The organism is Sphingobium sp. (assembly GCF_033795625.1).
In the GTDB taxonomy this organism is placed as follows: Bacteria; Pseudomonadota; Alphaproteobacteria; order Sphingomonadales; family Sphingomonadaceae; genus Sphingobium.
Genome location: NZ_JARYGI010000013.1, coordinates 38,826 through 62,135, shown reverse-complemented (window position 1 = coordinate 62,135; position 23,310 = coordinate 38,826). Strand labels below are relative to the sequence as shown.

General features: G+C 62.8%; 23 protein-coding genes. 11 read left to right on the top strand and 12 right to left on the bottom strand.

The window, feature by feature from the left end; genetic code table 11:
• Nucleotides 1-1,239 (bottom strand): NupC/NupG family nucleoside CNT transporter, encoded by a 1,239-nt coding sequence (locus tag QHC67_RS08830; RefSeq protein ID WP_319293309.1) that lies wholly within the window; start codon nt 1,237-1,239, stop codon nt 1-3.
• A gap of 142 nt (nt 1,240-1,381) precedes the next feature.
• Here QHC67_RS08830 and QHC67_RS08825 point away from each other — a divergent pair, with 142 nt between their 5' ends.
• The 6 genes from QHC67_RS08825 (at nt 1,382) to QHC67_RS08800 (ending at nt 5,569) form a co-directional block, all read left to right on the top strand.
• Nucleotides 1,382-2,023, top strand: a complete 642-nt coding sequence (locus tag QHC67_RS08825) for a queuosine precursor transporter (RefSeq protein ID WP_319293307.1) — start codon at nt 1,382-1,384, stop codon at nt 2,021-2,023.
• A 40-nt stretch (nt 2,024-2,063) separates the two neighbouring features.
• Nucleotides 2,064-2,978 (top strand): acetylglutamate kinase, encoded by a 915-nt coding sequence (gene argB / locus QHC67_RS08820; RefSeq protein WP_413818513.1) that lies wholly within the window; start codon nt 2,064-2,066, stop codon nt 2,976-2,978.
• A 105-nt stretch (nt 2,979-3,083) separates the two neighbouring features.
• The gene (locus tag QHC67_RS08815; protein WP_319293304.1) at nt 3,084-3,380 is read left to right on the top strand and encodes a YggT family protein; all 297 of its coding nucleotides are present in this window, start codon (nt 3,084-3,086) and stop codon (nt 3,378-3,380) included.
• 13 nt (nt 3,381-3,393) lie between these two features.
• Nucleotides 3,394-4,290 (top strand): bifunctional methylenetetrahydrofolate dehydrogenase/methenyltetrahydrofolate cyclohydrolase FolD, encoded by an 897-nt coding sequence (gene folD / locus QHC67_RS08810; protein ID WP_319293302.1) that lies wholly within the window; start codon nt 3,394-3,396, stop codon nt 4,288-4,290.
• Nucleotides 4,287-4,955 (top strand): hypothetical protein, encoded by a 669-nt coding sequence (locus QHC67_RS08805; protein WP_319293300.1) that lies wholly within the window; start codon nt 4,287-4,289, stop codon nt 4,953-4,955. The genes folD and QHC67_RS08805 overlap by 4 nt, the downstream gene beginning before the upstream one ends.
• The gene (locus tag QHC67_RS08800) at nt 4,952-5,569 is read left to right on the top strand and encodes a MarC family protein (protein WP_319293299.1); all 618 of its coding nucleotides are present in this window, start codon (nt 4,952-4,954) and stop codon (nt 5,567-5,569) included. The genes QHC67_RS08805 and QHC67_RS08800 overlap by 4 nt, the downstream gene beginning before the upstream one ends.
• A 42-nt stretch (nt 5,570-5,611) precedes the next feature.
• On the opposite strand, the gene QHC67_RS08795 is transcribed toward QHC67_RS08800, so the two are convergent.
• Nucleotides 5,612-6,289 carry an OmpA family protein gene (locus QHC67_RS08795; RefSeq protein ID WP_319293297.1) on the bottom strand — a complete coding sequence of 226 codons (678 nt, stop codon included), beginning with the start codon at nt 6,287-6,289 and terminating at the stop codon, nt 5,612-5,614.
• 147 nt (nt 6,290-6,436) lie between these two features.
• On the opposite strand from QHC67_RS08795, the gene QHC67_RS08790 reads away from it, so the two are divergent.
• Entirely contained in the window at nt 6,437-7,759 is a 1,323-nt protein-coding gene (locus tag QHC67_RS08790; protein ID WP_319293295.1) for a hemolysin family protein, read from the top strand.
• Between the two features lie 21 nt (nt 7,760-7,780).
• On the opposite strand, the gene QHC67_RS08785 is transcribed toward QHC67_RS08790, so the two are convergent.
• Complete coding sequence (locus QHC67_RS08785) at nt 7,781-8,650, bottom strand: 3-hydroxyacyl-CoA dehydrogenase NAD-binding domain-containing protein (RefSeq protein ID WP_319293489.1); 870 nt, start codon at nt 8,648-8,650, stop codon at nt 7,781-7,783.
• A gap of 77 nt (nt 8,651-8,727) precedes the next feature.
• Between QHC67_RS08785 and QHC67_RS08780 the strand changes: the two genes are divergently transcribed.
• The gene (locus QHC67_RS08780; protein WP_319293293.1) at nt 8,728-9,771 is read left to right on the top strand and encodes a DUF1176 domain-containing protein; all 1,044 of its coding nucleotides are present in this window, start codon (nt 8,728-8,730) and stop codon (nt 9,769-9,771) included.
• Here the strand turns inward: QHC67_RS08780 and egtD are convergent, their stop codons facing one another.
• The 5 genes from egtD to gluQRS all read right to left on the bottom strand — a co-directional run bounded on the left by egtD (nt 9,772) and on the right by gluQRS (nt 13,817).
• Nucleotides 9,772-10,731 carry an L-histidine N(alpha)-methyltransferase gene (gene egtD, locus QHC67_RS08775; RefSeq protein ID WP_319293292.1) on the bottom strand — a complete coding sequence of 320 codons (960 nt, stop codon included), beginning with the start codon at nt 10,729-10,731 and terminating at the stop codon, nt 9,772-9,774.
• Between the two features lie 5 nt (nt 10,732-10,736).
• Entirely contained in the window at nt 10,737-12,002 is a 1,266-nt protein-coding gene (egtB, locus tag QHC67_RS08770) for an ergothioneine biosynthesis protein EgtB (RefSeq protein WP_413818514.1), read from the bottom strand.
• A 110-nt stretch (nt 12,003-12,112) separates the two neighbouring features.
• Entirely contained in the window at nt 12,113-12,682 is a 570-nt protein-coding gene (locus QHC67_RS08765) for a cob(I)yrinic acid a,c-diamide adenosyltransferase (RefSeq protein WP_319293290.1), read from the bottom strand.
• Between the two features lie 10 nt (nt 12,683-12,692).
• Nucleotides 12,693-12,929: a twin transmembrane helix small protein gene (locus QHC67_RS08760; RefSeq protein WP_319293288.1), complete on the bottom strand. Its 237-nt coding sequence runs from the start codon at nt 12,927-12,929 to the stop codon at nt 12,693-12,695.
• Between the two features lie 9 nt (nt 12,930-12,938).
• On the bottom strand, nt 12,939-13,817 hold the full coding sequence (gluQRS, locus tag QHC67_RS08755; protein ID WP_319293286.1) for a tRNA glutamyl-Q(34) synthetase GluQRS: 879 nt from the start codon (nt 13,815-13,817) through the stop codon (nt 12,939-12,941).
• 94 nt (nt 13,818-13,911) lie between these two features.
• Here gluQRS and QHC67_RS08750 point away from each other — a divergent pair, with 94 nt between their 5' ends.
• Nucleotides 13,912-14,478 (top strand): HNH endonuclease, encoded by a 567-nt coding sequence (locus QHC67_RS08750; RefSeq protein WP_319293284.1) that lies wholly within the window; start codon nt 13,912-13,914, stop codon nt 14,476-14,478.
• Between the two features lie 16 nt (nt 14,479-14,494).
• Here QHC67_RS08750 and QHC67_RS08745 read toward each other — a convergent pair whose 3' ends face one another.
• Nucleotides 14,495-15,226, bottom strand: a complete 732-nt coding sequence (locus tag QHC67_RS08745; RefSeq protein WP_319293485.1) for a Crp/Fnr family transcriptional regulator — start codon at nt 15,224-15,226, stop codon at nt 14,495-14,497.
• A gap of 208 nt (nt 15,227-15,434) precedes the next feature.
• Here QHC67_RS08745 and murA point away from each other — a divergent pair, with 208 nt between their 5' ends.
• Entirely contained in the window at nt 15,435-16,718 is a 1,284-nt protein-coding gene (gene murA / locus QHC67_RS08740; RefSeq protein WP_319293282.1) for a UDP-N-acetylglucosamine 1-carboxyvinyltransferase, read from the top strand.
• Nucleotides 16,711-18,243 (top strand): PAS domain-containing protein, encoded by a 1,533-nt coding sequence (locus tag QHC67_RS08735; RefSeq protein WP_319293281.1) that lies wholly within the window; start codon nt 16,711-16,713, stop codon nt 18,241-18,243. The genes murA and QHC67_RS08735 overlap by 8 nt, the downstream gene beginning before the upstream one ends.
• Here QHC67_RS08735 and QHC67_RS08730 read toward each other — a convergent pair.
• From QHC67_RS08730 to QHC67_RS08720, 3 genes are all read right to left on the bottom strand, one after another.
• On the bottom strand, nt 18,188-18,640 hold the full coding sequence (locus tag QHC67_RS08730) for a response regulator (protein WP_319293279.1): 453 nt from the start codon (nt 18,638-18,640) through the stop codon (nt 18,188-18,190). The genes QHC67_RS08735 and QHC67_RS08730 overlap by 56 nt on opposite strands.
• 92 nt (nt 18,641-18,732) lie before the next feature.
• On the bottom strand, nt 18,733-19,995 hold the full coding sequence (locus tag QHC67_RS08725) for a DUF445 domain-containing protein (protein WP_319293277.1): 1,263 nt from the start codon (nt 19,993-19,995) through the stop codon (nt 18,733-18,735).
• 55 nt (nt 19,996-20,050) lie between these two features.
• On the bottom strand, nt 20,051-23,266 hold the full coding sequence (locus QHC67_RS08720; RefSeq protein ID WP_319293275.1) for an efflux RND transporter permease subunit: 3,216 nt from the start codon (nt 23,264-23,266) through the stop codon (nt 20,051-20,053).
• Nucleotides 23,267-23,310 lie beyond the last annotated feature (44 nt).

Below are 23,310 nucleotides of genomic sequence, written 5' to 3'. Positions count from 1 at the left end.
TCAGCCCAGGCTGAGCATCAAGCCCGCGAGCGCCGCGCTCATCAGGTTGGCGAGGCTCCCGGCGACCAGCGCCTTCAGGCCCAACCGGGCGATCATCGGGCGCTGGTTGGGGGCAAGGTTGCCCGTCACTGCCATCTGGATCGCGATGGAGCTGAAGTTGGCAAAGCCGCACAGCGCGAAGGTGATGATCGCGACTGTCGCGGGCGCAAGAGTCTGCTGCACGACGCCAAGCTGGATGTAGGCGACGAACTCGTTCAGCACGACCTTGGTCCCGAACAGCCCGCCCGCGACCTGCGCCTCCGTCCATGGAATGTTGAGCAGGTACATGATCGGTGAAAAGACATAGCCCAGTATCTGCTGGAAGCTCAGCGTCGGATAGCCGAACCACGCGCCGACGCCACCCAGGAGCCCATTGGCCAGCGCGACCAGAGCCACGAACGCCAGCACCATCGCGCCCACTGCCACGGCCAGCTTCACGCCCGTTTGCGCGCCTTGCGCCGCCGCCTGGATGATATTGGCGGGCCGCTCCTCGTCATGGCTGCCTTCGGGAAGGATCACCGGATCGACCTGCGGGTCTTCGGGATTGTCCGGCATCATGATCTTCGCCATCAATATGCCGCCCGGTGCCGCCATGAAACTGGCCGCGAGCAGATAGTCGATCTTGATCCCCATGGAGGCATAGGCCGCAAGGATCGTGCCCGCCACGCCCGCCATGCCCGATGTCATGACCGTGAAAAGCTGAGCAGGCGTCAGGCCCGCCAGATAAGGACGGATCACCAAGGGACTCTCGCTCTGCCCGACGAAGATGTTCGCGGCGGCGCATAGCGATTCGACCTTGGACACGCCGATCACCTTCTGGATGGCCCCGCCGACCCAGCGGACGATCAACTGCATCAGGCCGATATAATAAAGGATAGAGACGAGGCTGGCGAAGAAGATGATCACCGGCAGCGCCGCAATGGCGAAGCTCGCGCCACCGATTTCGGGCTTGGCGAGCGGGCCGAAGATGAAGTCCGTCCCCGCCTGCGCATATCCCAGCAGATTGGCGACGCCGAGCGACATGCCCGCGATCACCGCCTTTCCTGCGGGCACGTACAGCACCAGCACCGCAATTCCGGCCTGAAGCGCAAACGCCGCCCCGACGATCCGCAATTTGATAGCTCCACGGTTGGAGGAAAAGGCGATGGCGATGGCAAGGATCAGGGCAATACCGGCCAGGCCGATCAGAAATCTGGTCATGGATGCTTTCAAAGTGCGGGAAGCGCCGCGATTCCGGCGAGAAACCGTTTTATACACGGGGTTCCCTATTGGGCTAGCGCATTAACCGACGCTATTGCGGCAGCGCCTTTCCCTTTTCGCGAAAGCCGATAAGAGACAGGTGATGACCAGCCCCGCCTCGCTCAGCATCCCCCGCTCGCTCTTTGTTTTCTCGGTGCTTTATGGCGGCATGACCTGCATCGCAGGCGTGCTGGGCAACAAGCAGGTGAGTGTCGGCCCACTCTCGGTCGAATCAGGCATCTTTGCCTTCCTGCTGCTGGTGGTGATGTCCAGTGCGATGGCGGAACTCCATGGCCGCCACGTCGCCAACAGGCTCGTTCGTTTCGGTTTCATTCCGCTGATCTTCGCGATCTGCCTGTTCGAACTGGTGCTGGCGCTGCCCGCCTCCCCCAGCATGGAGCCCGCGCGTCTGGAAGGGTTTCAACTGGTCCTCAGCCAGTCGCCTCGACTGATGGTCGCCGGGATCATCGCTTATGGCGTGTCACAGACCCTGAACGTCACCATATTCGAGGCGTTGCGGCGCGGATCGGGCGGCATGCTCTGGCTGCGCGGTGCGATTGCGGGCGTCTTGAGTCAGGCAGTCGATACTCTGATCTTCATCTCGCTCGCCTTCTATGGCGTGTTCCCGATCGGCGAGCTGATGCTGGGGCAGATGATCGCCAAGGTCACCTTGTCCGCCGTGCTGGTGCCACCACTCATCTACCTGTTCGTCTGGATCGGGCGGAAGCTGGACGCGAAAGGCTGATAGGGGCGCACTCCGCTTGCCCGCAATGCGCTTTGGCCCTATGCGCGCGGCCATGAGCAGCAAGTACGATCCCGCCCCCGAACTCATCGCAAAGGCCGAAACGCTGACGGAGGCGCTGCCCTATATGCAGCGTTACGCGGGCAAGACGTTCGTGGTGAAATATGGCGGCCACGCGATGGGCGATCCTGAAATGGCACGCAACTTCGCGGACGACGTGGTGCTGATGAAGGCAGTCGGCATTAATCCGGTGGTCGTGCATGGCGGCGGGCCGCAGATCGGCGCGATGCTGAAGAAGCTCGGCGTCGAAAGCAGCTTTGTCGATGGCCTGCGCGTGACCGATGCAGAAACCGCGAAGGTCGCCGAAATGGTGCTCTCCGGCGCGATAAACAAGGAGATCGTCAACTGGATAGGTCAGGCCGGCGGCCGCGCGGTCGGCATATCGGGCAAGGATGGCGGCTTCGTCACCGCGACCAAGGTCGTGCGGACGATCAAGACGGAAGACAGCCATGTCGAGCAGGCCGTCGACCTGGGCTTTGTCGGCGAACCGAGTTTCGTCGACACGGCCATCCTCGACACGATCAGCAGGGCGGGCATGATCCCGGTCATTGCACCCATTGGCGTCGGCGCGGATGGCGAGACCTACAATATCAATGCCGACACGATGGCCGGAGCAGTCGCGGCGGCACTGGGCGCGGCACGCCTGTTCCTGCTGACCGACGTTCCGGGCGTGCTGGACAAGTCCGGCGAACTGATGACCGATCTTTCGCCCGAACAGATTAAGGGCCTGCAAATCGACGGCACCATTTCGGGCGGCATGATCCCGAAGCTGGAGACCTGCGTGACGTCCGTGGAAGCGGGCGTGGACGCTGCCGTCATCCTTAATGGACGCGTTCCGCATGCGATGCTGCTGGAGATCTTCACCCGGCGCGGTGCGGGTACGCTGGTGCGCCTGTAACGGACGTTGGCGGATTTATCGGGGACAGAAGCTTGCTCCTGATGCGGCCAGTCGCGTAGAGGGTTAGCCGGAACGCAGAACGCAAGAGTTCATACCGGAGACCGCATGGCCCTCGTCATCTATCAGATCCTCATGATCCTGCTGAACGTCGTGTGGTGGATCATCGTCATTCAGGCGATCCTGTCGTGGCTGATCGCATTCAACGTCATCAACACGCACAATGATTTCGTCCGCAACGCGCTGTATGCGCTCGATCGAATGACGCAGCCGATCTATCGGCCCATCCGCAAGGTGCTGCCGGACCTTGGGGCACTTGATTTGTCACCGATGGTTGTGCTGCTGGCCATCTACATTTTCCAGCGCGTCATTTTGCCTGCGATCTTCACGCCTCTGATTGTGTAAGGGGAAGGATGCTATGACGATCGGCGGCACTCTTATCGATGGCAAAGCCTTTGCGGCCCAGTTGCGCGGGCGGGTGTCGCTGGGCGTCGAGGCGTTCGTCGCGTCGCAGGGGCGCAAGCCGGGACTAGCCGTCGTGCTGGTGGGCGAGGACCCGGCGAGCAGCGTCTATGTCCGCAATAAAGGCAAGATGACAGTCGAAGCGGGCATGGAAAGCTTCGAATTCAAGCGCCCCGCGACGATCGATGCGGAGGAATTGCTGGAACTCGTCGAGGAACTGAACGGCGACGATCGCGTGGACGGCATTCTCGTTCAATTGCCGCTCCCGAAGCATATCGACGAAGCGGCAGTGATCGGCGCGATCAATCCCGACAAGGACGTGGACGGCTTTCACATCATCAACAGCGGCAAGCTGGCGGTTAATGAACCGGGGCTCGTGCCCTGCACGCCGCTCGGTTGCCTGATGCTGTTGAAGGACGAACTGGGTGACTTGTCGGGGCTGGAAGCGGTGGTAATCGGCCGGTCGAACATCGTCGGCAAGCCGATGGCGCAGTTGCTTTTGAACGAAAGCTGCACCGTCACCATCGCCCACAGCCGGACGCGCGATCTCGCATCGGTCGTGCATCGCGCCGACATCGTCGTGGCGGCGGTTGGGCGAGCGGAGATGGTAAAGGGCGACTGGATCAAGCCGGGTGCGACCGTGATCGACGTCGGCATCAACCGCGTACCGGACGAAGAGGAAGGCAAGAGCCGCATCGTTGGCGATGTCGCGACTGCCGAAGCGATCCTGCACGCCCGTGCGATCACGCCCGTACCCGGTGGTGTTGGCCCGATGACGATAGCCGTACTGCTGCGCAACACGCTCGTCGCAGCCCATGTCCGCGCTGGTCTTCCCGCGCCCGACAACCTGTGAAGCGCCTCGCGCTTGCCCTGCTGGTTGTCGCTGGCGGAGCACAGGCGGCCGCCCCGCAAATGCGGCTGTCGGCCAACCCAAGCGCGGTCGTGGCGGCGGAAATCGCTTTCAACCGGCTGGCGCAGGAGAAAGGGCAATGGACCGCCTTCCGCGCGACGGCCGCCAAGGACGCCGTGATGTTCGTGCCAGAAATGGTCAACGCTCAGCTCTGGCTGAAGGGCCGCAAGGATCCGCCTGCCTCAGTAAAATGGCAGCCGGAAAAGGTGCTGATGTCCTGCGACGGCAGCGTCGGCGTGACGAGCGGCGCGTGGCAACGGCCGGACGGCAGCAACGGCTACTTCACGACCATCTGGCGGCGCGACGACAGAGGCCGCTGGAACTGGGTGTTCGATCATGGCGACGTGCTGAAAGCCCCTCGCCCCGCGCCCGATTTCATCACCACACGGCTGGCGTCCTGCCCGCGCGGTATGCGGCCGCCGCCTGCCCCTTCAACTGGCGTAAAGCCGCTACCCCCCACTCCCGGTATCGGCGCATCGGAAGACGGCAGCCTGAAATGGACCAGCGAAGTGCGCCCCGACAAATCGCGCCGCGTCACCGTGTCGCTGCGAGTGAACGACGCCTTCGAAACCGCCCTCACCGACGATGTAGCGGCGCCCGCGTCATGATGGAGCTGTTCCTCTCCGCCTTCGTCACGCTGTTCGTGGTGATCGATCCGCCCGGCTGCGCGCCGATCTATGCGAGCCTCAGCAACGGCGCAAACGCGCTCCAGCGCCGCTCCATGGCGATCCGCGCCGTAATCATCGCGACGGGCATCCTCCTGGTCTTCGCACTATGGGGCAAGCAGTTGCTCGGCGTCCTGGGCATCGACCTCCACAGCTTCCGCATTGCGGGCGGCATCATGCTGTTCCTGATCGCAATGGACATGGTGTTCGAGAAGCGCACGCAACGCCGCGAGGACCGCGCGCAGAAGATCGTCGAGACGCCCGAAGTGGAGGACGTGTCGGTCTTCCCGATGGCGATGCCGATGATCGCCGGGCCTGGCTCCATTGCAACCGTCATGCTGATGATGTCGCGTGCGGACGGCATCATGCAGAGGATTGTGGTGCTCGGCGCGATGGCGGCCGTGCTGGCGCTGATGCTGATTTCGCTGCTGGCCGCCGGGCCGCTGATGAAGCTGCTTGGCCAGAAAATCGAGGCCGTGATCACGCGCCTGCTAGGCGTACTTCTCGCCGCCCTCGCCGCGCAATTCGTAATCGACGGGCTGAAGGCGAGCTTCTAACAACGAAGCGTCACCCCGGCCCGCCGGGGTGACGTTGGTGCCTCAGCGGATGTCGTTTTCCGTCACCGGCACGATCTTGATCTCGACCCTGCGATTGGCGGCCTTGCCTTCTTCGGTGGCATTGGTCGCGATCGGCTGCGTCTCGCCATATCCACGCGTGGCGATGCGCGCCGACTGTACGCCCTTGCTGTTCAGATAACTGGCAACTGACGAAGCTCGCCGCTCCGACAGCGTCTGATTGTAAGCGTCGGATCCATCGCTGTCGGTGTGGCCGTACACGTCGATATAGGTCTTGGGATATTGCGAGAGCACCGATGCCACGTCGTTCAGCGTCGGCTGGAACTGCGGCTGAACGGCGGCGTCATTATAGGCGAAGGTGATCCCGGACGGCATGCGCAGCAGCAGATTGTCGCCATCGCGGATCACGTCCACGCCCGATCCCGCGGTTTCCTCGCGCAGCTTGCGCTCCTGCGCGTCCATATACGCGCCGATGCCTGCGCCTGCGAGCGCGCCAATCCCCGCGCCAACGATCTTTTCGGTCCGGTCGCGCCGACCACCCACCAGATCGCCCACCAGATATCCGCCCAGAGCACCACCGATGCCGCCGATGGCGGCCTTGGAAATCGTGCGCTCCCCGGTATTCGGGTCAGTGGTGCAAGCCCCGGTCAACAGCATGGCGCTGAGCCCTGCGGTGCCCAAAATGCGGTGCGAGATGTTCATGATCTTATGTCCCTCTATTGACGGCTGAAACCGCTTCAATGCGGCAATAACAACCTATGATAGCGCTTGTTCCACTACCGAACTGAATGGAGGATGAGGTTGCTGTTGTGAAAGAGACAGAATACCGGCAATAGGTGGGCGACCGCCATGGCCATTTCCCCACCTCCGCTCCCGCCGCTGACAGTCTTTCCCTGGGCCGACGTCGTTATCATTCTGGCGCTGATCGCCCTGAACGGCGTGTTCGCCATGTCCGAACTTGCCATCGTTTCGGCGCGCAAGCCGCGCCTCCAGGGCCTTGAAAAGGCCGGAAGCAAAGGGGCGACGCTGGCAATCGCCTTGGCGGCGGACCCCGGAAAATTCCTGTCGACGGTGCAGATCGGGATCACGCTTATCGGTATCTTGGCGGGCGCCTATTCGGGCGCCAGCCTGGGCGGCCCTGTGGGAGCGCGCATCGCGCGGATGGGGGTCGATCCCGAAACGGCCTATTCCATTGGCTTTGCGCTGGTAATCGGCGTTACGACTTATGCCTCGTTGATCATCGGCGAACTGGTGCCCAAGCAATTCGCCCTACGAGCGCCCGAACCGATCGCGGTGATCATGGCCCGCCCGATGCTGTGGCTATCCAAGATCACCGCACCCGTCGTCTGGCTGCTCGACGGAAGCAGCGCACTGATCTTCCGCCTGCTCGGCATGAACCGCGAGTCCGAAAACCACGTCACGGCGGAGGAACTGCACCTGATCGTCGCGGAGGCGAGCAAGTCCGGCGTGATCGAGGAGAGCGAACGCGCCATCATCTCGGGCGTCGTGCGCCTCGCCGACCGCCCGGTGCGCGAGGTTATGACCCAGCGGATGGATGTGGACTGGATCGACATAAACGCCGACGCTCAGGCTATTCGCGACCGTCTGCTCGAAACGCCGCATACGCGCCTGCCGGTCGGGCAGGGTTCGGTCGAGGACATCATCGGCATCGTGCAGGCCCGCGACATCATGTCGGCGCTGTTCAGGGGGGAAGCGCTGGACCTGCGTGCCCTGATGCGCCGCGCCGAAGTGGTGCCAGATCAGGTGGACGCGATGGACGCCTTGGAAGTGCTGCGCCGAGCGGATGTGCCGATGGTCATGGTCCATGACGAATATGGCCATTTCGAGGGGATACTGACGCCCGCAGACCTGCTCTCCGCCATTGCCGGAGAGTTCGCGTCGGACCGCGACCTTCACGACGAACCCGACGTGGTGGAGCGCGAGGACGGCAGCCTATTGGTTTCGGGCCAGATGCCTATCGACCTGCTGGCCGACCGCATCGGCATAGACCTGTCGGAGGAGCGCGACTATGCGACCGTCGCGGGCCACGCCCTTTGGGTACTCAAGCGCCTCCCCGAAATCGGCGAGCATTTCGACGACCAGGGATGGCGTTTCGAGATCGTCGACATGGATGGGCGCAAGATCGACAAGCTGCTGGTGGAGCGGCGGTAGTTTCCCACCGCCGCCCTGCCCTTACATGGTGGGAACGGGTTCCGCGCCCGAATAATCGTAGAAGCCGCGCTTGGTTTTGCGCCCATACCAGCCTGCTTCGACATATTTGACCAGGATCGGCGCGGGACGATATTTCGGATCGCCAAAATCCTGCTGCAGCACGCGCAGAATTTCGAGGATAGTATCCAGCCCGATCATGTCCGCCAGCGTCAGCGGCCCCATGGGATGGCCAAGGCCAAGCTTTATGCCAAGGTCGATATCCGTCACTGACCCCACACCTTCGCCCAGCGCAAAGAACGCTTCGTTCAGCAGGGGCACCAGAATGCGGTTGACGACGAAGCAAGGGCTGTCCTTCGCCAGAACGACCTGCTTGCCGACCTTGGCCGCAAAGTCGCTGGCGACCTTCACTGTCTCGTCGCTGGTGGCGAGGCCGCGGATCACTTCCACCAGTCCCATCAGCGGCACGGGATTGAAGAAATGGATGCCGACGAACCGGCTCGGATCGGAGGAAGCCTGCGCCAGACGCGTGATCGAGATCGAGGACGTATTGGTCGCGAGCACTGCATTCGACCCAAGCACTTCGGCAGCCTTCCCGAAGATGACACGCTTGATCTCTTCGCGCTCCGTTGCAGCTTCGATGATGAGGCCCGCGTCGCCCATAGCCGCATAATCGCCAACTGGGGCGATGCGGGCGATAGCGGCCTCCGCAGCGTCAGCCGTCAGCTTTTCCTTCTCGACCAGACGCTTCAATTGCTTGGCGATGCCATCCTTGCCTGCCTGCGCGCGTGCCACGTCGACATCGGCCAGAAGCACGTCATAGCCTGCCTGCGCGGACACCTGAGCAATGCCTGCGCCCATCTGGCCCGCACCGATAATACCTATGGTCTGCATCATTTTTCCTCCGTGCTACGATTCGCAGGCTCTACCGGTCAGTGAACAAGGAGGCTATGATAAAAGAAGAGGGACCAATGGCGATGCGACGCGCGATGATGATGCCGCTGGCACTTGCAGCCGCACCGCTGGCGGCGGCAGGACCACAGCCGCGCGAGCTGGAGACCTATCGCGACTGGATCACGGGCTGCGACAACGGCAGTGCGTGCGCTACCGTATCGCTCGTTCCGGAAGACGCCCCGGCCGTTGACAGCCCTGTCACCGTCACGATTTCCCGGGATGGAGCCGTGCTGGCCCAGCCCGTAATCTGGATCAGCGGCCTCGAACGCATCAAGGGCCCCATATCCCTGGTGATCGACGGAAAGGCGGTAGCCACCACCACCGCGATCACGGCCGATGACGATGCGCGGTTCACTGGCCCGCGCGGCGTGGAGATCGCGCGTGCGATCGCCAATGGCATGACGATGGAAGTGCATAATGGTCAAAAGCTGCTCAGCAGGCCTTCTTTACGCGGCGCGGCAGCGGCGCTACGCTATATGGATGCGCAACAGGGCCGGGCGGGCACCACTACCGCGCTGGTGGCCATCGGCACTTTGCGGCGGACCGTCACGACACCGCCGCCTGCGCTTCCGATAATCCCGCGCCTGCTCGCTCCGAAGACCAAACCTGCGGCCCTCATGCCTGGAGAACTGGCGCGTGCCGTGAAGGCCAGCGGCTGCGGCGAGGAAGACCGCTTCCGGTCGCCCACAGATGTCTTCGCGCTCTCGAAGGGGCAGGCGCTGGTGCTGGTCCCCTGCGGATCGGGGGCCTATAACAGCCTGCATGTCCCATTGATCGCCACCGGCAGCACAGGGAGCCGTAGCTTTGCCGTCGCCAAGTTCGACCTCAATCCCGGTTGGCGGGAGGACAGCGGCAAACCGATGCTGGTCAACGCCAATTTCGACGTCGCAAGGAGCACCCTCTCATCTTATGCAAAAGGTCGCGGCGTCGGCGATTGCGGCAGTAGCGAGGCCTATGTCTGGAACGGCAGGATGTTCCGGCTGATCGAAGCGTGGCAGATGGGCGAGTGCCGCGGCGCATGGCGCTGGATCACGACCTGGCGCGCCACGCCCAAACCCTGATCAGGCAGCGTTCGCCAGCAACATCGCGAACTGATCGTCCGCATCGGTCCACTCGTGCGCCGGTTCCCATCCACCGGCGCGCAGTAGCAGCCGGGCATCCCGAGCCCCATATTTATGGCTGTTCTCCGTGTGGATCGTCTCGCCCGCCTCCATCGCGAACACTACGCCATCGACCATGAAGCAGACGTTCCGCGTCGCCTCCAGATGCATTTCGACACGCGCGGCCTCATCGTTCCAGATCGCGCGATGAGCGAACGCCTCGACTGGAATGGTGCCTTCCAGTTCGCGGTTGATGCGCGTCAGCAGATTGAGATTGAACGCGGCAGTGATACCTTGGGCATCGTCATAGGCGCGCACCAGCACGTCCACGTCTTTCACACGGTCCATGCCGATGAGCAGCATCGCCCCCTCGCCCAACGAAGCACGCATCGCCCGCAGCAAGTCGACTGCCTCGTGCGGCGTCATATTGCCGATCGTCGAACCGGGGAAAAACCCAAGCTTCGGCAAGTCTGCCACGGCGGCGGGCAAGGTGATCGGGCTCGTGAAATCCGCTTCGAGCGGCAGGACCGGCAATCCGGGGAAACGCGACGCCAGCACAGCGCTGCTTTCGCGAAGGAAATCGCCGCTGATGTCTACGGGCACATATGCGGCAGGCGCGATCGCTGACAGGAGATGCGGCGTCTTCGTCGCGCTCCCCGCACCGAATTCGATGACCGCTCGTCCTTTCCCGGTCAGCGCTCCGATCTCACTGCAAGAGGCAGCAAGCAACGCCGTCTCCGTGCGTGTCGGATAATATTCAGGAAGCGCCGTGATTTCCTCGAACAGTTCCGATCCGCGGCGATCGTAGAACCAGCGCGCTGGCGTGGTCCGCGGCCGATGCGCCAAACCGCTAAGGATATCGCGGCGAAACGCGGGATCGACGCTTTCCGCGTCGCTATTCCGGTCAAGCGTCAGCAGCATAGACGTCACAGATCCTTTGCAAGGCGCACGCCAGTGAATTGCCAGCGTTGATGGGGATAGAAGAAGTTGCGGTAAGAGGCGCGCATATGGCCACGCGGCGTGGCGCAGCTGCCGCCCTTCAGAACGAACTGGCCGGACATGAACTTACCATTATATTCACCGACGGCACCCTCCGCCGCGCGAAAGCCGGGATAAGGGCGATAGGCGCTCCCGGTCCATTCCCACACGTCGCCGAACATCTGCGCCAGACCGCTGGCCTGCTCGCAGGCACGAGGGCGCGGGCAGCGGGCGCTGTCGAGCTGGTTGCCACCATGGGAATCTAGGTCCTGCGCCGCGCTTTCCCACTCGGGCTCGGTCGGCAGGCGCGCACCGGCCCAGCTTGCATAGGCGTCGGCTTCGTACAGGCTCACATGCGCCACCGGAGCGGCGGGATTGACAGGGCGGCGGCCGTCATGGCCGAACCGCGTCCAGCCTTGCTTATCCTTGCGCCAGTAGAGCGGCGCTACGATCCCCTCGCGCTGCACCCAGGCCCAGCCATCGGAGAGCCAGTGGCGAGGATCGGAATAACCGCCAGCGGCCATGAACTCCATCCACTCGCCATTGGTGACGGTACGATGCGCCAGTGCATGCGGCGTTAATATGGTGCTATGGCGCGGTCCTTCGCAGTCGAAGGCGAAATCATCGCCATCGTGCCCGATTTCGATAATGCCCTCGCGGCCTTCGATCCACTGGACGGGGCCGGGAACCGGGGCGGGCAGCGCGCTCGGTGCATCCCAGATCGCTGGTTCCAATGGATTCTGGGCGAACAGATGCAGGATATCCGTAAGCAGTAATTCCTGATGTTGCTGCTCATGATGCAGCCCCAGTGTTACCAGCTCACGCGCCTCGGCAGGCAAGTCAGTAAGCGCTGCGGCCATCGCGCCATCAACATGCCGCCGGTATGCGAAGATCTGGGCCAGCGACGGCCGTGTCAGCAGTCCTCGATGCGGCCGGGCATGGCGTTCCCCCTCCGCCTCATAATAGCTGTTGAAAAGGTAAGAGTAGGCCGGATCGTAAGGCTCATATCCCGGCACATGATCGCGCAGGACGAACGTCTCGAAAAACCATGTGATGTGTGCCAGATGCCACTTCGCCGGAGACGCATCGTCCATGGACTGCGCGGTAGCATCGGCATCGGAAAGCGGCTGGACCAGTGCCTCGCTGAGGGCGCGAACAGCGGAAAAATGTGCGCCGAGGTTGGATTGCTTTTCTGCTTGCCGATACACCGTCACTGGCTGCTCCCATGCGGTCGTCCGCTCTGCCGATGTTAATCGCGTGGCAGCTAACTTATGTTCCGTCTGCCTCAATATTATGTCGGCACCGTTACGTGCGGTGAAGCGGATCAGCGCGCCGCGCCGGGCACCCACTTGATGTCGGCCGCACCGTTGTCGTTGACACGGCGGGCGAGCACGAACAGATAATCGGAAAGTCGGTTGATATAGGCCAGCGCCTGCGGATTGAGCGGCATCCCCTGCGCCGCCAGCGTAGCGCTCCGTTCCGCGCGCCGCACGACCGCTCGCGCAAGATGCACGGCCGCTGCGGCAGCCGATCCACCGGGCAGGATGAAGCTGTTCAGTGGCGCAAGACTCTCGTTCATCGCGTCGATGTCCCGCTCCAGCCGCGCGACTTGGCTCTCCACGATGCGCAGCGCCATTGGCACCGGCGTGAAGTCCTCGCCAGGCGTCGCGAGATCCGCGCCCAAATCGAACAGGTCGTTCTGGATCACGCGAAGCGCCGCCGCCTCGGGTGTCTCACCCAAAGCCACGACAGCCAGACCGATAGCGCTATTGGCTTCGTCCACGTCTCCCATGGCCGCAAGGCGCAGGTCGTGCTTGGGCACACGCGATCCGTCGACCAGTCCCGTAGTGCCCGCGTCACCGGTGCGCGTGTAGATGCGGTTGAGCTTTACCATCGTACCAGCCTTACTGGCTGCCGCCATTCAGCAGCATGAGCAGGGCGACGAGCAGCACTGCCACCGCCTGAAAGCCGATGCGCGCAAACATCGCCTTGTTCTGCTTGAGGCTCGAAGCGCTGGGGCGGGACTGGCCGGAATTCAGTTCCTCCTGCGTCGTCTTCAGGAAGGTGACGATGCCGCGCACCAGCATGACGACCGTCGCGATGGCGGCCGCGATGATGAGAATGATGAGGAAAGTGTTCATGAATGTAATCTAGGAACTCTGCACCGAGATTCCAACTGGAAACCGCCCCTGCCGCAGATCGTCGCGCAACCGCTCCGGGTCCATGCCGTCCGCACGCAATTGCGCCAGTTGGATGCCCCCGCTGCGCTTAGCCAGCCGCTTGCCCTGCGCGTCCACCAACAGGCCGTGATGACGATAGATCGGCGTCGGCAGATCGAGCAGCGCCTGCAGCAGCCGATGGATGTCCGTGGCCGCGATCAGGTCGCTTCCCCGGAGTACGAAGTTGATGCCCATCGCGGCATCGTCCAGCGTGGCGGCAAGGTGATAGCTGGTCGGCGCATCCTTGCGCGCCAGCACGACATCGCCGGCAGCCAACGGGTCGGCGATAATGGTGCCCCTGTCCGCGTCCTGCCAGGTCAACGCGCCTGCCTGCGCCACCGCACGCGCCATGTCGATCCGCCATGCGTGCGGCTCCTGTGCAGTCCGCGCCGCTCGCTCCCCCTTCGTCAGAGCGCGACAGGTGCCGGGATATACGGGCCCTTCCGGACCATGCGGCGCGGAAGCGGACCCGGCAATGTCCGCGCGCGTGCAGAAACAGGGATAGACCAGCCCCATCGCCTTCAGCCGGTCGAGCGCATCAGCATAATGACCCAGCCGCTCCGACTGCCGCACTACCGCGCCCGCCCACCCGATGCCAAGCCACGTCAGGTCCTCCACTATACCCGCCACATGTTCCTCACGGCTGCGGGCGCCATCGATGTCCTCGATCCGCAGGCGGAAAATGCCGCCCGCTCCACGCGCAAGATCATGCGCCATCAACGCCGACCAGCCATGGCCGATATGCAACCGCCCGGTGGGACTCGGCGCAAAGCGAGTCACAATATGCTGTGGAAGGGCGGGCAGACTCATACAGGCTCTTGACGGAGGATATAGGTTAATGCTGTCATGCCAATGTCACGCTAATCGGCGATCAGCGCGACAGACTGGGGGTAGAGGCTTTTCTATGTACCATCCCGACCTGATACGGCACCCGGAAAGTTGCCCGGCGCTGGTTTTGAATGCCGACTACACGCCGCTGAGTTATTATCCGTTGAGCCTGTGGCCCTGGCAGACGGCGATCAAGGCCGTGTTCCTGGAGCGCGTGGACATTGTCGCGAGCTACCAGCGGGAAGTTCATTCGCCCAGCTTCCAGATGAAGATCCCCTCGGTCATCGCGCTCAAGCAGTATGTCAAGCCGTCCGAGCACCCCGCCTTCACCCGCTTCAACCTGTTCCTGCGCGACAAGTTCGCCTGCCAATATTGCGGATCGCCGCACGACCTGACGTTCGACCATGTCGTGCCCCGGCGCGCAGGCGGGCGCACGACATGGGAGAATGTCGCGACGGCCTGCTCCCCCTGCAACCTGCGCAAGGGCGGCCGGACGCCGCGCGAAGCCGGAATGCGGCTCCACGTGCAGCCGATCCGCCCGACCAGCTGGCAGCTACAGGAACATGGCCGCGCTTTTCCCCCCGGCTATCTGCACGAGAGCTGGCACGACTGGCTCTACTGGGACGTGGAACTGCTGGCCTGATCGTCAGGCCGTTCGGCTATGCGGCAGGCAGCCAGGTAAGGTCGATGTCGGTATAGCGGTCGGTATAATGGCCGATCTCCGCCATCGCCCTTTCATCGAGCAGGGTTATCGAACCGTTGGAGCGTTGGATCAGGCCCTCCATCTCCATCTGGCGGATCATCCGGTTCACATGCACAGAAGTCAGGCCGATGGCGTCACCGATCTCCTCCTGGGTCAGCTTGAGGTCGAAAGTGTCGGTCATGTTGTCGTCCATCGCCCGCAGCCGATGCGCGATATCCAGAAGGAACGCCGCCACCCGCGCCTTGGCCGAAGTACGGCCCAGCGATGCAAGCCGGTCGGTGAGCGCCACGCGCTCGGTTTGCGACAGCACGAACATCAGGGCTGCGACTCGCGGATATTCCTCCAGCAGCACTCGAAGCCCCGCCTTGTCGAAGGGACACAGAACGGAATCCGACAAGGCAACCAGGGATTCCGGCGCTTTGCTGTAGATGGTGGTTGCCGATCCGATGAAATCGCCGGGAAAGAAAATGCGCAAGATCTGCCGGCTGCCGTCCGGCATGATGACGTAACTCATGACGCGTCCATGCCGCAGCACAAACAATTCCGACACCGGATCGTTGGCGCGCTGAATGATTACGCCGCGCTTAACTTTCCGCTGGGTCTCTTCCAGGCGTGCGAGGGCCCCGCGTTCGGCCTCGCTCAATGGAGTATGCTTTTCCAGTCGTTCGGCGAAACAACTTCCCGTCACGCGCGCACCTTTTCTGAATGTTGTTACGGTGGCAGAACGCCCCAGCACGCTATTGGCTGCATTCAGGATCGCCGCATTAACCTCGGTCAACAATTCGCAACACCGACAAGATTTATATCCCGCCTGTTGCAAAGCCATTTCGCGCCCTTTTCCGCAGTATTCTTTCGCCGCCTTGCATAGCAATCTTTAAGCTTTATGAAGCAGGGCAATGGATCAAATTCGCATTCAAGGCGGCGCACGGCTCAGTGGTCGCCTTCCCATCTCCGGCGCCAAGAACGCTGCCCTGACATTGCTGCCCTGCGCGTTGCTGACGGATGAACCGCTCACTCTGCGCAACCTGCCGCGGCTGGCCGATGTCGACAGCTTTGGCCACCTGCTGAACCAGCTCGGCGTGTCGACGATGATCGAAGGTGCGCGGCCGGAGGATTTCGGCCGCGTGATGACGCTGCGCGCAGGCCGCGTGACATCGACCGAAGCGCCCTATGACATCGTGCGCAAGATGCGCGCATCGATACTGGTGCTCGGGCCGTTGCTGGCGCGCGCTGGCGAGGCGACGGTTTCGCTGCCCGGCGGCTGCGCGATCGGCAACCGCCCGATCGACTTGCATTTGAAGGCACTGGAGGCCTTCGGCGCAATTATCGAGATCGCAGCGGGCTATGTCCGCGCCAGCGCGCCCGACGGCGGCCTTCCCGGCGGGACGTTCAGCTTCCCGGTGGTATCCGTAGGCGCGACCGAGAATGCGCTTATGGCCGCCGTGCTCGCTAACGGCACCTGCACTCTGGAAAATGCCGCGCGTGAGCCGGAGATCGTCGACCTGTGCAACCTGCTGGTGGCGATGGGCGCGGAGATAGAAGGCATCGGCACCGGCCGCCTCACGGTACATGGCAAGAAACGGCTCCACGGCGCGACCTGCAGCGTCATGCCGGACCGGATCGAGGCAGGCAGCTATGCCTGCGCCGCAGCGATAACCGGCGGCAGTCTCGACCTGATCGGAGCGGACTTTGCCGATATGCGGGCGATCTTAACGGCGCTTCAGGAATCGGGCGTCCATGTGGAGAACATCGCCGATGGCATCCGCATCGCCGCTGACGGCAAGCTGAAGCCGTTGACGATATCGACAGCCCCCTTCCCCGCCTTTCCCACCGACATGCAGGCGCAGTTCATGGCGATGCTGACGCTGGCGGATGGCGCTAGCGTTCTTACCGAAACGATCTTTGAGAACCGCTACATGCACGTGCCCGAACTGGCGCGCATGGGTGCCGACATCGGCGTCAACGGCCGCACAGCCATCGTGCGTGGCGTCGAGCGCCTGACCGGCGCGCCGGTAATGGCAACCGATCTTCGCGCCTCGATGAGCCTGATCCTGGCCGGTCTGGCAGCGGAAGGCGAGACGGTGGTCAGCCGGGTCTATCATCTGGATCGCGGCTATGAGCGGCTTGAGGAAAAGCTTTCAGCGGTCGGCGCGCAGATCGAACGCATCAGTGATGGCTGAACAGGTCCAGTCGAACTCGACGGAGACGGATCGCGCCGCGCTGCTTCGGCAATATGATCTGGACGCGGCCGGGTTCGAGGAACTGGACAAGATCACGGCCTTCGCCAGCGCATTGTGCGGGACGGCTACTGCGCTGGTCAGCATAGTCGAGGATGATCGGCAGCGTTTTCTGGCACGCACCGGACTGGATGCCACCGAGACTCCTCGCAGCGTGTCCTTCTGCGCCCATGCGATGATGGGCGATGCGCTGTTCGTCATTCCGGACGCTACCCTTGACGAGCGCTTCGCCGAGAATGCGCTGGTGACTGGCCCCCCTTTCATCCGTTTCTACGCCGGGGCGCCGCTGATCAATTCGGAGGGCTTTCCACTCGGCGCGCTATGCGTGATCGACCCGGTAGCGCGAGAGGCACTGACACCGCTCCAGCGACAGGGATTGAAGCTGCTCGCACGCCAGGTCACGACTTTTCTGGAAACGCGCCGGGCCGACCGCGTGCAGCGTCAGGAAGCCAGGGTGCAGACGCTGGCCCTGCAGGAAAGCGAACAGAGGTTCCGGACCTTGGCGGATGCCATGCCGCAGATGGTGTGGTCGACGCGGGCTGACGGATATCACGACTATTACAATGCGCGATGGTATGAATTTACAGGAATGCCCGAAGGATCGACCGACGGTGAAGACTGGAACGGCATGTTCCATCCCGACGATCAGGAGGAGGCCTGGAAGCGCTGGAGCCGTTCCCTTGCCACCGGGGAACCTTACGAGATCGAATACCGGCTGCGACACCATAGCGGCCAGTATCGCTGGACCCTGGGGCGCGCCCTCCCCGTACGAGATACAGAGGGGACCATCACGCGCTGGTTCGGCACCTGCACCGACATCGACCAGCGCAAGCGTGAGATGGAGGAGCGCGAAGTCATCACGCACGAACTCTCGCACCGCATCAAGAACATCTTCTCCGTCATAGCGGGACTCATCGGCCTGTCGGCTCGCCAGCATCCCCAGATCTCCGACGTGGCGCTGCAGTTGCGCGACAGGATCATGGCGCTGGGACGCGCGCATGATTTCGTTCGCCCACATAGCGCCGAATCTGCTTCCGACATGGGGCAAAGCAGCCTGTTCGGCGTGATGAAGCAGCTTTTTGCGCCCTATCAGTCCGCCACAGGAGATCGCATTCTGCTGAGCGGCGAAGACCAGGTCGTGGATGACCGCGCTGCCACGCCGCTGGCGCTCATGTTCCATGAACTTGCCACGAACGCCGCGAAATATGGCGCTCTGTCCAACGCGGAGGGGAAGGTGATGCTCGAAGCATCGCGTGAAGGCGAGACCTTCATGTTGCGCTGGCGGGAAGAAGGCGGCCCCCCGATCAACGAACCCCGTGCAGCAGGATTTGGCTCACGCCTGATCGCGCTCAGCCTGGAGCGGCAGCTTGGCGGTCGTATCGAACGGAACTGGCGCAGCGAAGGCTTGGACGTCAGCCTGTATATCCCGTGCCGCTCGCTGAGCCGCGACGCGGCAAGAACGGCGTGAAACCGGCAATATCCCGATAGTCCAGTTCGCCGTCGTCATCCTGATCGACGTCGTTTGCAGCCAAAGCCAGCGCGGCCTTGATCGTTCCGCTCCGGAACGGCTTTGTGATCACGCCAAGCGCCGCAACGGCCGCACCGCCGATCTGGCTGGGATTCGCGGTCACGTAGATGACTTTGATGCCATATTGCTGGGACAACGCCTGCCCGATGCTGGGGCCGGTCGGACCGTCCCGCAAATTGAGGTCTACCAGAGCGATGTCGCTGTCGGATGCCGCTTCGAGAGCGGCTGCGCTGTCGACAGCGATGGCACTTACCGAAAGGCCAGCCGATGTGACGATATCTTCGATTTCAAGAGCGACAAAAATTTCATCTTCGACAATCAAAACACGCTTTGTCATCATCTCTCACCAGAAGGGCGATTTCGTAATGCCCCAGCGCCATGCTTGTTCCCGATATGCGACTTATTTTCGGCACCTGTGCCAAAGTTGCACTAGGACCAGAACGCGTCGATTGCGTGGAGAGCCAGGCCCACAAGCCCGCCAACCATGGTTCCGTTGATGCGAATATACTGCAGGTCACGACCCACGGCATTTTCCAGCCGCGCCGTGACCGTGCCTGCATCCCATCCACGTACCGTCTCGCTAACCAGCTTGACGATGCTGTCGCCATAGGCCGCCGTGGCGGCAACCGCAGTGCGGCGGGCGAAGCGATTGAGCACCGCCCGAAGCTGCACGTCCTCCTGCAGCGTCCCGCCCAGTTGCCGCAAAGCCATCCCGAAGCGTCCCGCCAGAGCGCCAGAGGGATCTCGGGCGGCGCGCAACAGTCCGGCCCGCGCCTGCTCCCACAGCCCGTTGATCCACTTCTGCATCGCCGGGTTCTCGACGATCTCGTCGCGAATGGCGGCAACCCGCGCCTGCATATCGGGGTCGAACTGCAAGTCCAGCGCCAGCTTCTGCAGCCCTTCTTCCGCCTTTGCCCGCAACGCATGATCAGGATCTTCGCCCATCTCGTGCAGCAGCTTCTGCAGGCCGCTGATGATCGCGTCGGCCACATTCTCGTCCAGCCCGGTCCAGCGCAGCAACTTGCCCGCCCGCGCGTGCACCATCTCCCGGATCAGATGGTCGTTCGCCTCCAACGTGTGCCCGGCCCAGCGAATGATGCCGTCCAGCACTGCGCGATGCCGCCCGTCGCGCATCGCCGCCTCCAGCGCCTGCCCGACCAGAGGCCCGACATTAAGCGCGCGCAGGCGCTGCACGATCGCACCCTTCGCCATGCCGCCGAGCCGTTCCTGGTCCAGCGCCTCCAGCAGATCGGCGGCCAGGCGGGATGCGCCCTGCCGCAATCGACCTTCGCCACCCGCCGGCTGGCTGAGGAAGCGCCCGGCCGCCGAAGCGACATCCACGCGCCGCATCCGGCGTGCAACAACGGCGGAGGTCAGGAAATTATCGCGGAGAAACGCCGCAAGAGTATCGCCGATCCGGTCCTTGTTCCGCGGAATGATTGCCGTGTGCGGGATCGGCAGGCCGAGCGGATGCCGGAACAAGGCCGTCACCGCGAACCAGTCCGCGAGCCCTCCCACCATCGCCGCTTCGGCAAACGCCTGGACATAGCCGATGGCGGGGTGCCTGTGCGCGAAGGTCCGTGCCGCCAGGAACAGCAGCGCCATCGCGAACAACATGCCCGTCGCGATCAGCTGCATGCGCCGGGCACCATTTACCGGAACCGGCGCGGGATCGAAGCGGAACAGTTTCATGCCCGCTCCAACGATCCACGCGCCGTTTCGTTCAGGCAATGAGCCTGGAATGCCTTCACTCCGCTGGCTGCACCGCGCCCTCGTCAAGCTCAGGGCCCTTGTCGCCCGGGCGATAAGTGAGAAGTCCCCGGCTGAGGCGCGGCCCGAGCCAGGACTCAATGCCCAGCGCAAGGCTGAACGTCGCGGGCACGATCACGAGCGTCAAAGCAGTCGACAGAATCAGCCCGCCGATCACAGTGATCCCCATCGGCTGGCGCCAGGCGCCGTCGCCCGACAGCGACAGGGCGGTCGGTACCATGCCTGCGACCATCGCTACCGTGGTCATCACGATCGGCTGCGCACGCTTGTGTCCCGCATCGACGATGGCCTCATATTTCGGCACACCCTTGCCGATCTCCTCAAGTGCAAAGTCGACGACGAGGATTGAATTCTTGGCGACGATGCCAAGCAGCATCAGCAATCCGATGAAGACCGGCATCGAAAGCGGCTGACCGGCCACATGCAGTGCCAGCACACCTCCCAGCGGCGCGAGCAGCAACGATCCCATGTTCACGAAGGGTGGCATCACACGCTTGTACAGCAGCACCAGCACTGCGAACACCAGCAGCACGCCGGAGAGGACGGCGATCACGAAGTTCATGATGAGTTCGGCCTGCCATTTGGCATCCCCCACTTCCAGCTTCTGGACGCCCTTCGGCAGGGCCTTCATGGTCGGAAGCGCGTTGATCTTCTTCATGGCGTCGCTGGTGACGAGGCCCGGCGCAAGATCGGCGCCGACGACGATGCGGCGAATCTGGTTGTAGCGGCGGATCTGCGTCGGCCCGGCGCCAAACTCGATGTCCGCCACGACTTTCAGTGGCACCGATCCGCCCGATACCGTCGGCACGGGGAGATTTTCGATGGTGCTCAGGTCGCGACGCGATGCTTCCTGAATGGAAACCCGAATGGGAATCTGCCGATCCGATAAGGAGAAACGCGCGCTGTTCTGGTCGATGTCGCCCTGCGTCGCAATGCGGATCGTCTGACTGAGCGCCTGTGTCGTGACGCCCATGCTCGCGGCCAGGTCCATCCGGGGCTTGATGAGGATTTCCGGACGCTGCATGTCCCCTTGTACGCGGGGGTCACGCAGTTCCTTCAAACCCGCCATCTCGCTAACCAGCTTGTTGGCTGTCTTTTCAAGCAGTTCCGGATTGTCGCTGCCGAACATCATGATGATGTCTCGTCCAAAACCGCCACCCGATTGGGACTGGAAGTTGACTCGCGCGTCGGCGACATCGCGGAACTTGGGCGCCATGTTCCGCTCCCAAGCCACCGAGGAAATCGGCCGGTCCTTGCGGAGCGTCAGGAAGATGTCGGCGGAGGCAGGTTTGATGTCAGCAAACACGGCTTCCACGGTCCGGGAGTCGGATGACAGCATATCGGAAATCTTCTGCGCCACCCGGCGCGTCTGCTCCAGCGTGCTGCCCGGCACCATTTCCACCTTCACCTGGCTGAAATCGTTATTGGTGGTCGGCTGGAATTGCATCGGCAACGTCACCAGGCCGATGATCGTAAGCACAAAGGCGACGAAGCCGATGCCAACGGTCCACAAGCGATGATCGACCAGCGTGGCGCGGACGCGTCGGCGCAGGCGGATCCAACCCCGTGCAATTCCGTTACGGGCACCGTTCAGCAGGTGCTGCCATTTGTCTTGCGATCGAATGCGATTGGCGGCGCGTTGATCCAGCGACCACCGCAGCACTGCCATGTAACGGTCCATCATCCAGCCTTCGCCGTGGGTGGCGACGCCATGCGCCTTCAGGAAATAGGCGGCGACCATGGGCGTGATCAGGCGCGCTACAGCCAGGCTCATGAGCACGGAGACAACCACCGTCATCCCGAACTGGATGAAGAATTGCCCGGTAAGTCCCGGCATCAGAGCGACCGGCAGGAACACGGCGACGATCGCCATAGTCGTTGCGAGCACCGCAAGGCCGATTTCGTCGGCGGCATCGATGGATGCCTGATAAGCCGACTTGCCCATGCGCATGTGGCGCACGATGTTCTCGATCTCCACGATGGCATCGTCGACCAGCACGCCCGCCACCAGACTGAGCGCAAGCAGGGAGATGCCATTCAGGGTGAAGCCCATCATATCCATGAACCAGAAAGCCGGAATCGCGGACAGCGGGATTGCAAGGGCGGATATCAGAGTCGCGCGCCAGTCGCGCAGGAACAGGAACACAATGACGACGGCCAGCAGCGCGCCTTCCACCATCGCCGCCATGGCCGACTCATATTGCGCCTTGGTGTAATCGACCGTGGTGAAAAGCTGCTTGAACTTGATCTTGGGGTTGTCCTTGGCGAGCTTGTCCAATTCCTTCATCGCCTCGTCATAGACGGTGACGTCGGAGGAGCCCTTTGCCTTCTCCAGGCTGAAACTTGTGACCTGCCGGCCATCCATCAGGCCGATCGCGCGCTGCTCGGCGTACATATCGCGGACTTCCGCTATGTCTGCGAGTTTGACGGCCTGTCCGCCCGCGATGGCGATCTGCGTCTGGCTCAGCGCGTAGGCATCCTGTGCATTACCAAGCACGCGGACGGACTGTTCGGCGCCGGCGATTTCAGCGCGCCCGCCCGCCGCATTGAGGTTCACCTGGCGGAGTTGCTGATTGACCTGCGAAGCACTGATGCCATGCGCCTGCATGCGCGCAGGATCGAGTATCACGCGGATCTCTCGACTGACACCACCCTCACGCCTGACCGCGGCCATGCCGCTGATGCCCAGCAGCCGCTTCGCCACGGTATTATCGACATACCAGCTCAATTGCTCCAGCGTCATGTCGGTGGCTTCGGCGCTGAAATAGGCGATCGGCTCGCCATCGATATCGACGCGCACTACCTGCGGTTCCAATATGCCGTCGGGCAGGTCGCCGCGGATCTGATCGACGGCGTTCTTCACGTCAGCAACTGCGCGATCCACGGGCGTCCCGATCGTGAACTGGACGAAGGTCATCGAACTGCCTTCGCTCGCAACCGATGTGATCTCATCCACGCCGCTGATCGAGCGCACCGCGGCTTCGATCCGCTGCGTGACTTGCGTTTCAAGCTCGGAGGGCGCCGCTCCTGGCTGCGTCACGATCACTTGCGCAGCCGGAAAGCTGACGTCCGGGTTATTGTTGACGTCCATGCGCATGAAACTGACGATACCCGCCAGCAACAGGGCCGCGAACAGCACGAGCGGCGTAACGGGGTTCCGAATGGCCCAGGCGGATATATTGCGAAAGCTCATGTCTTTGCCTTTGTTCGCGCAGGGACTAGGCCCGCACGTCGATA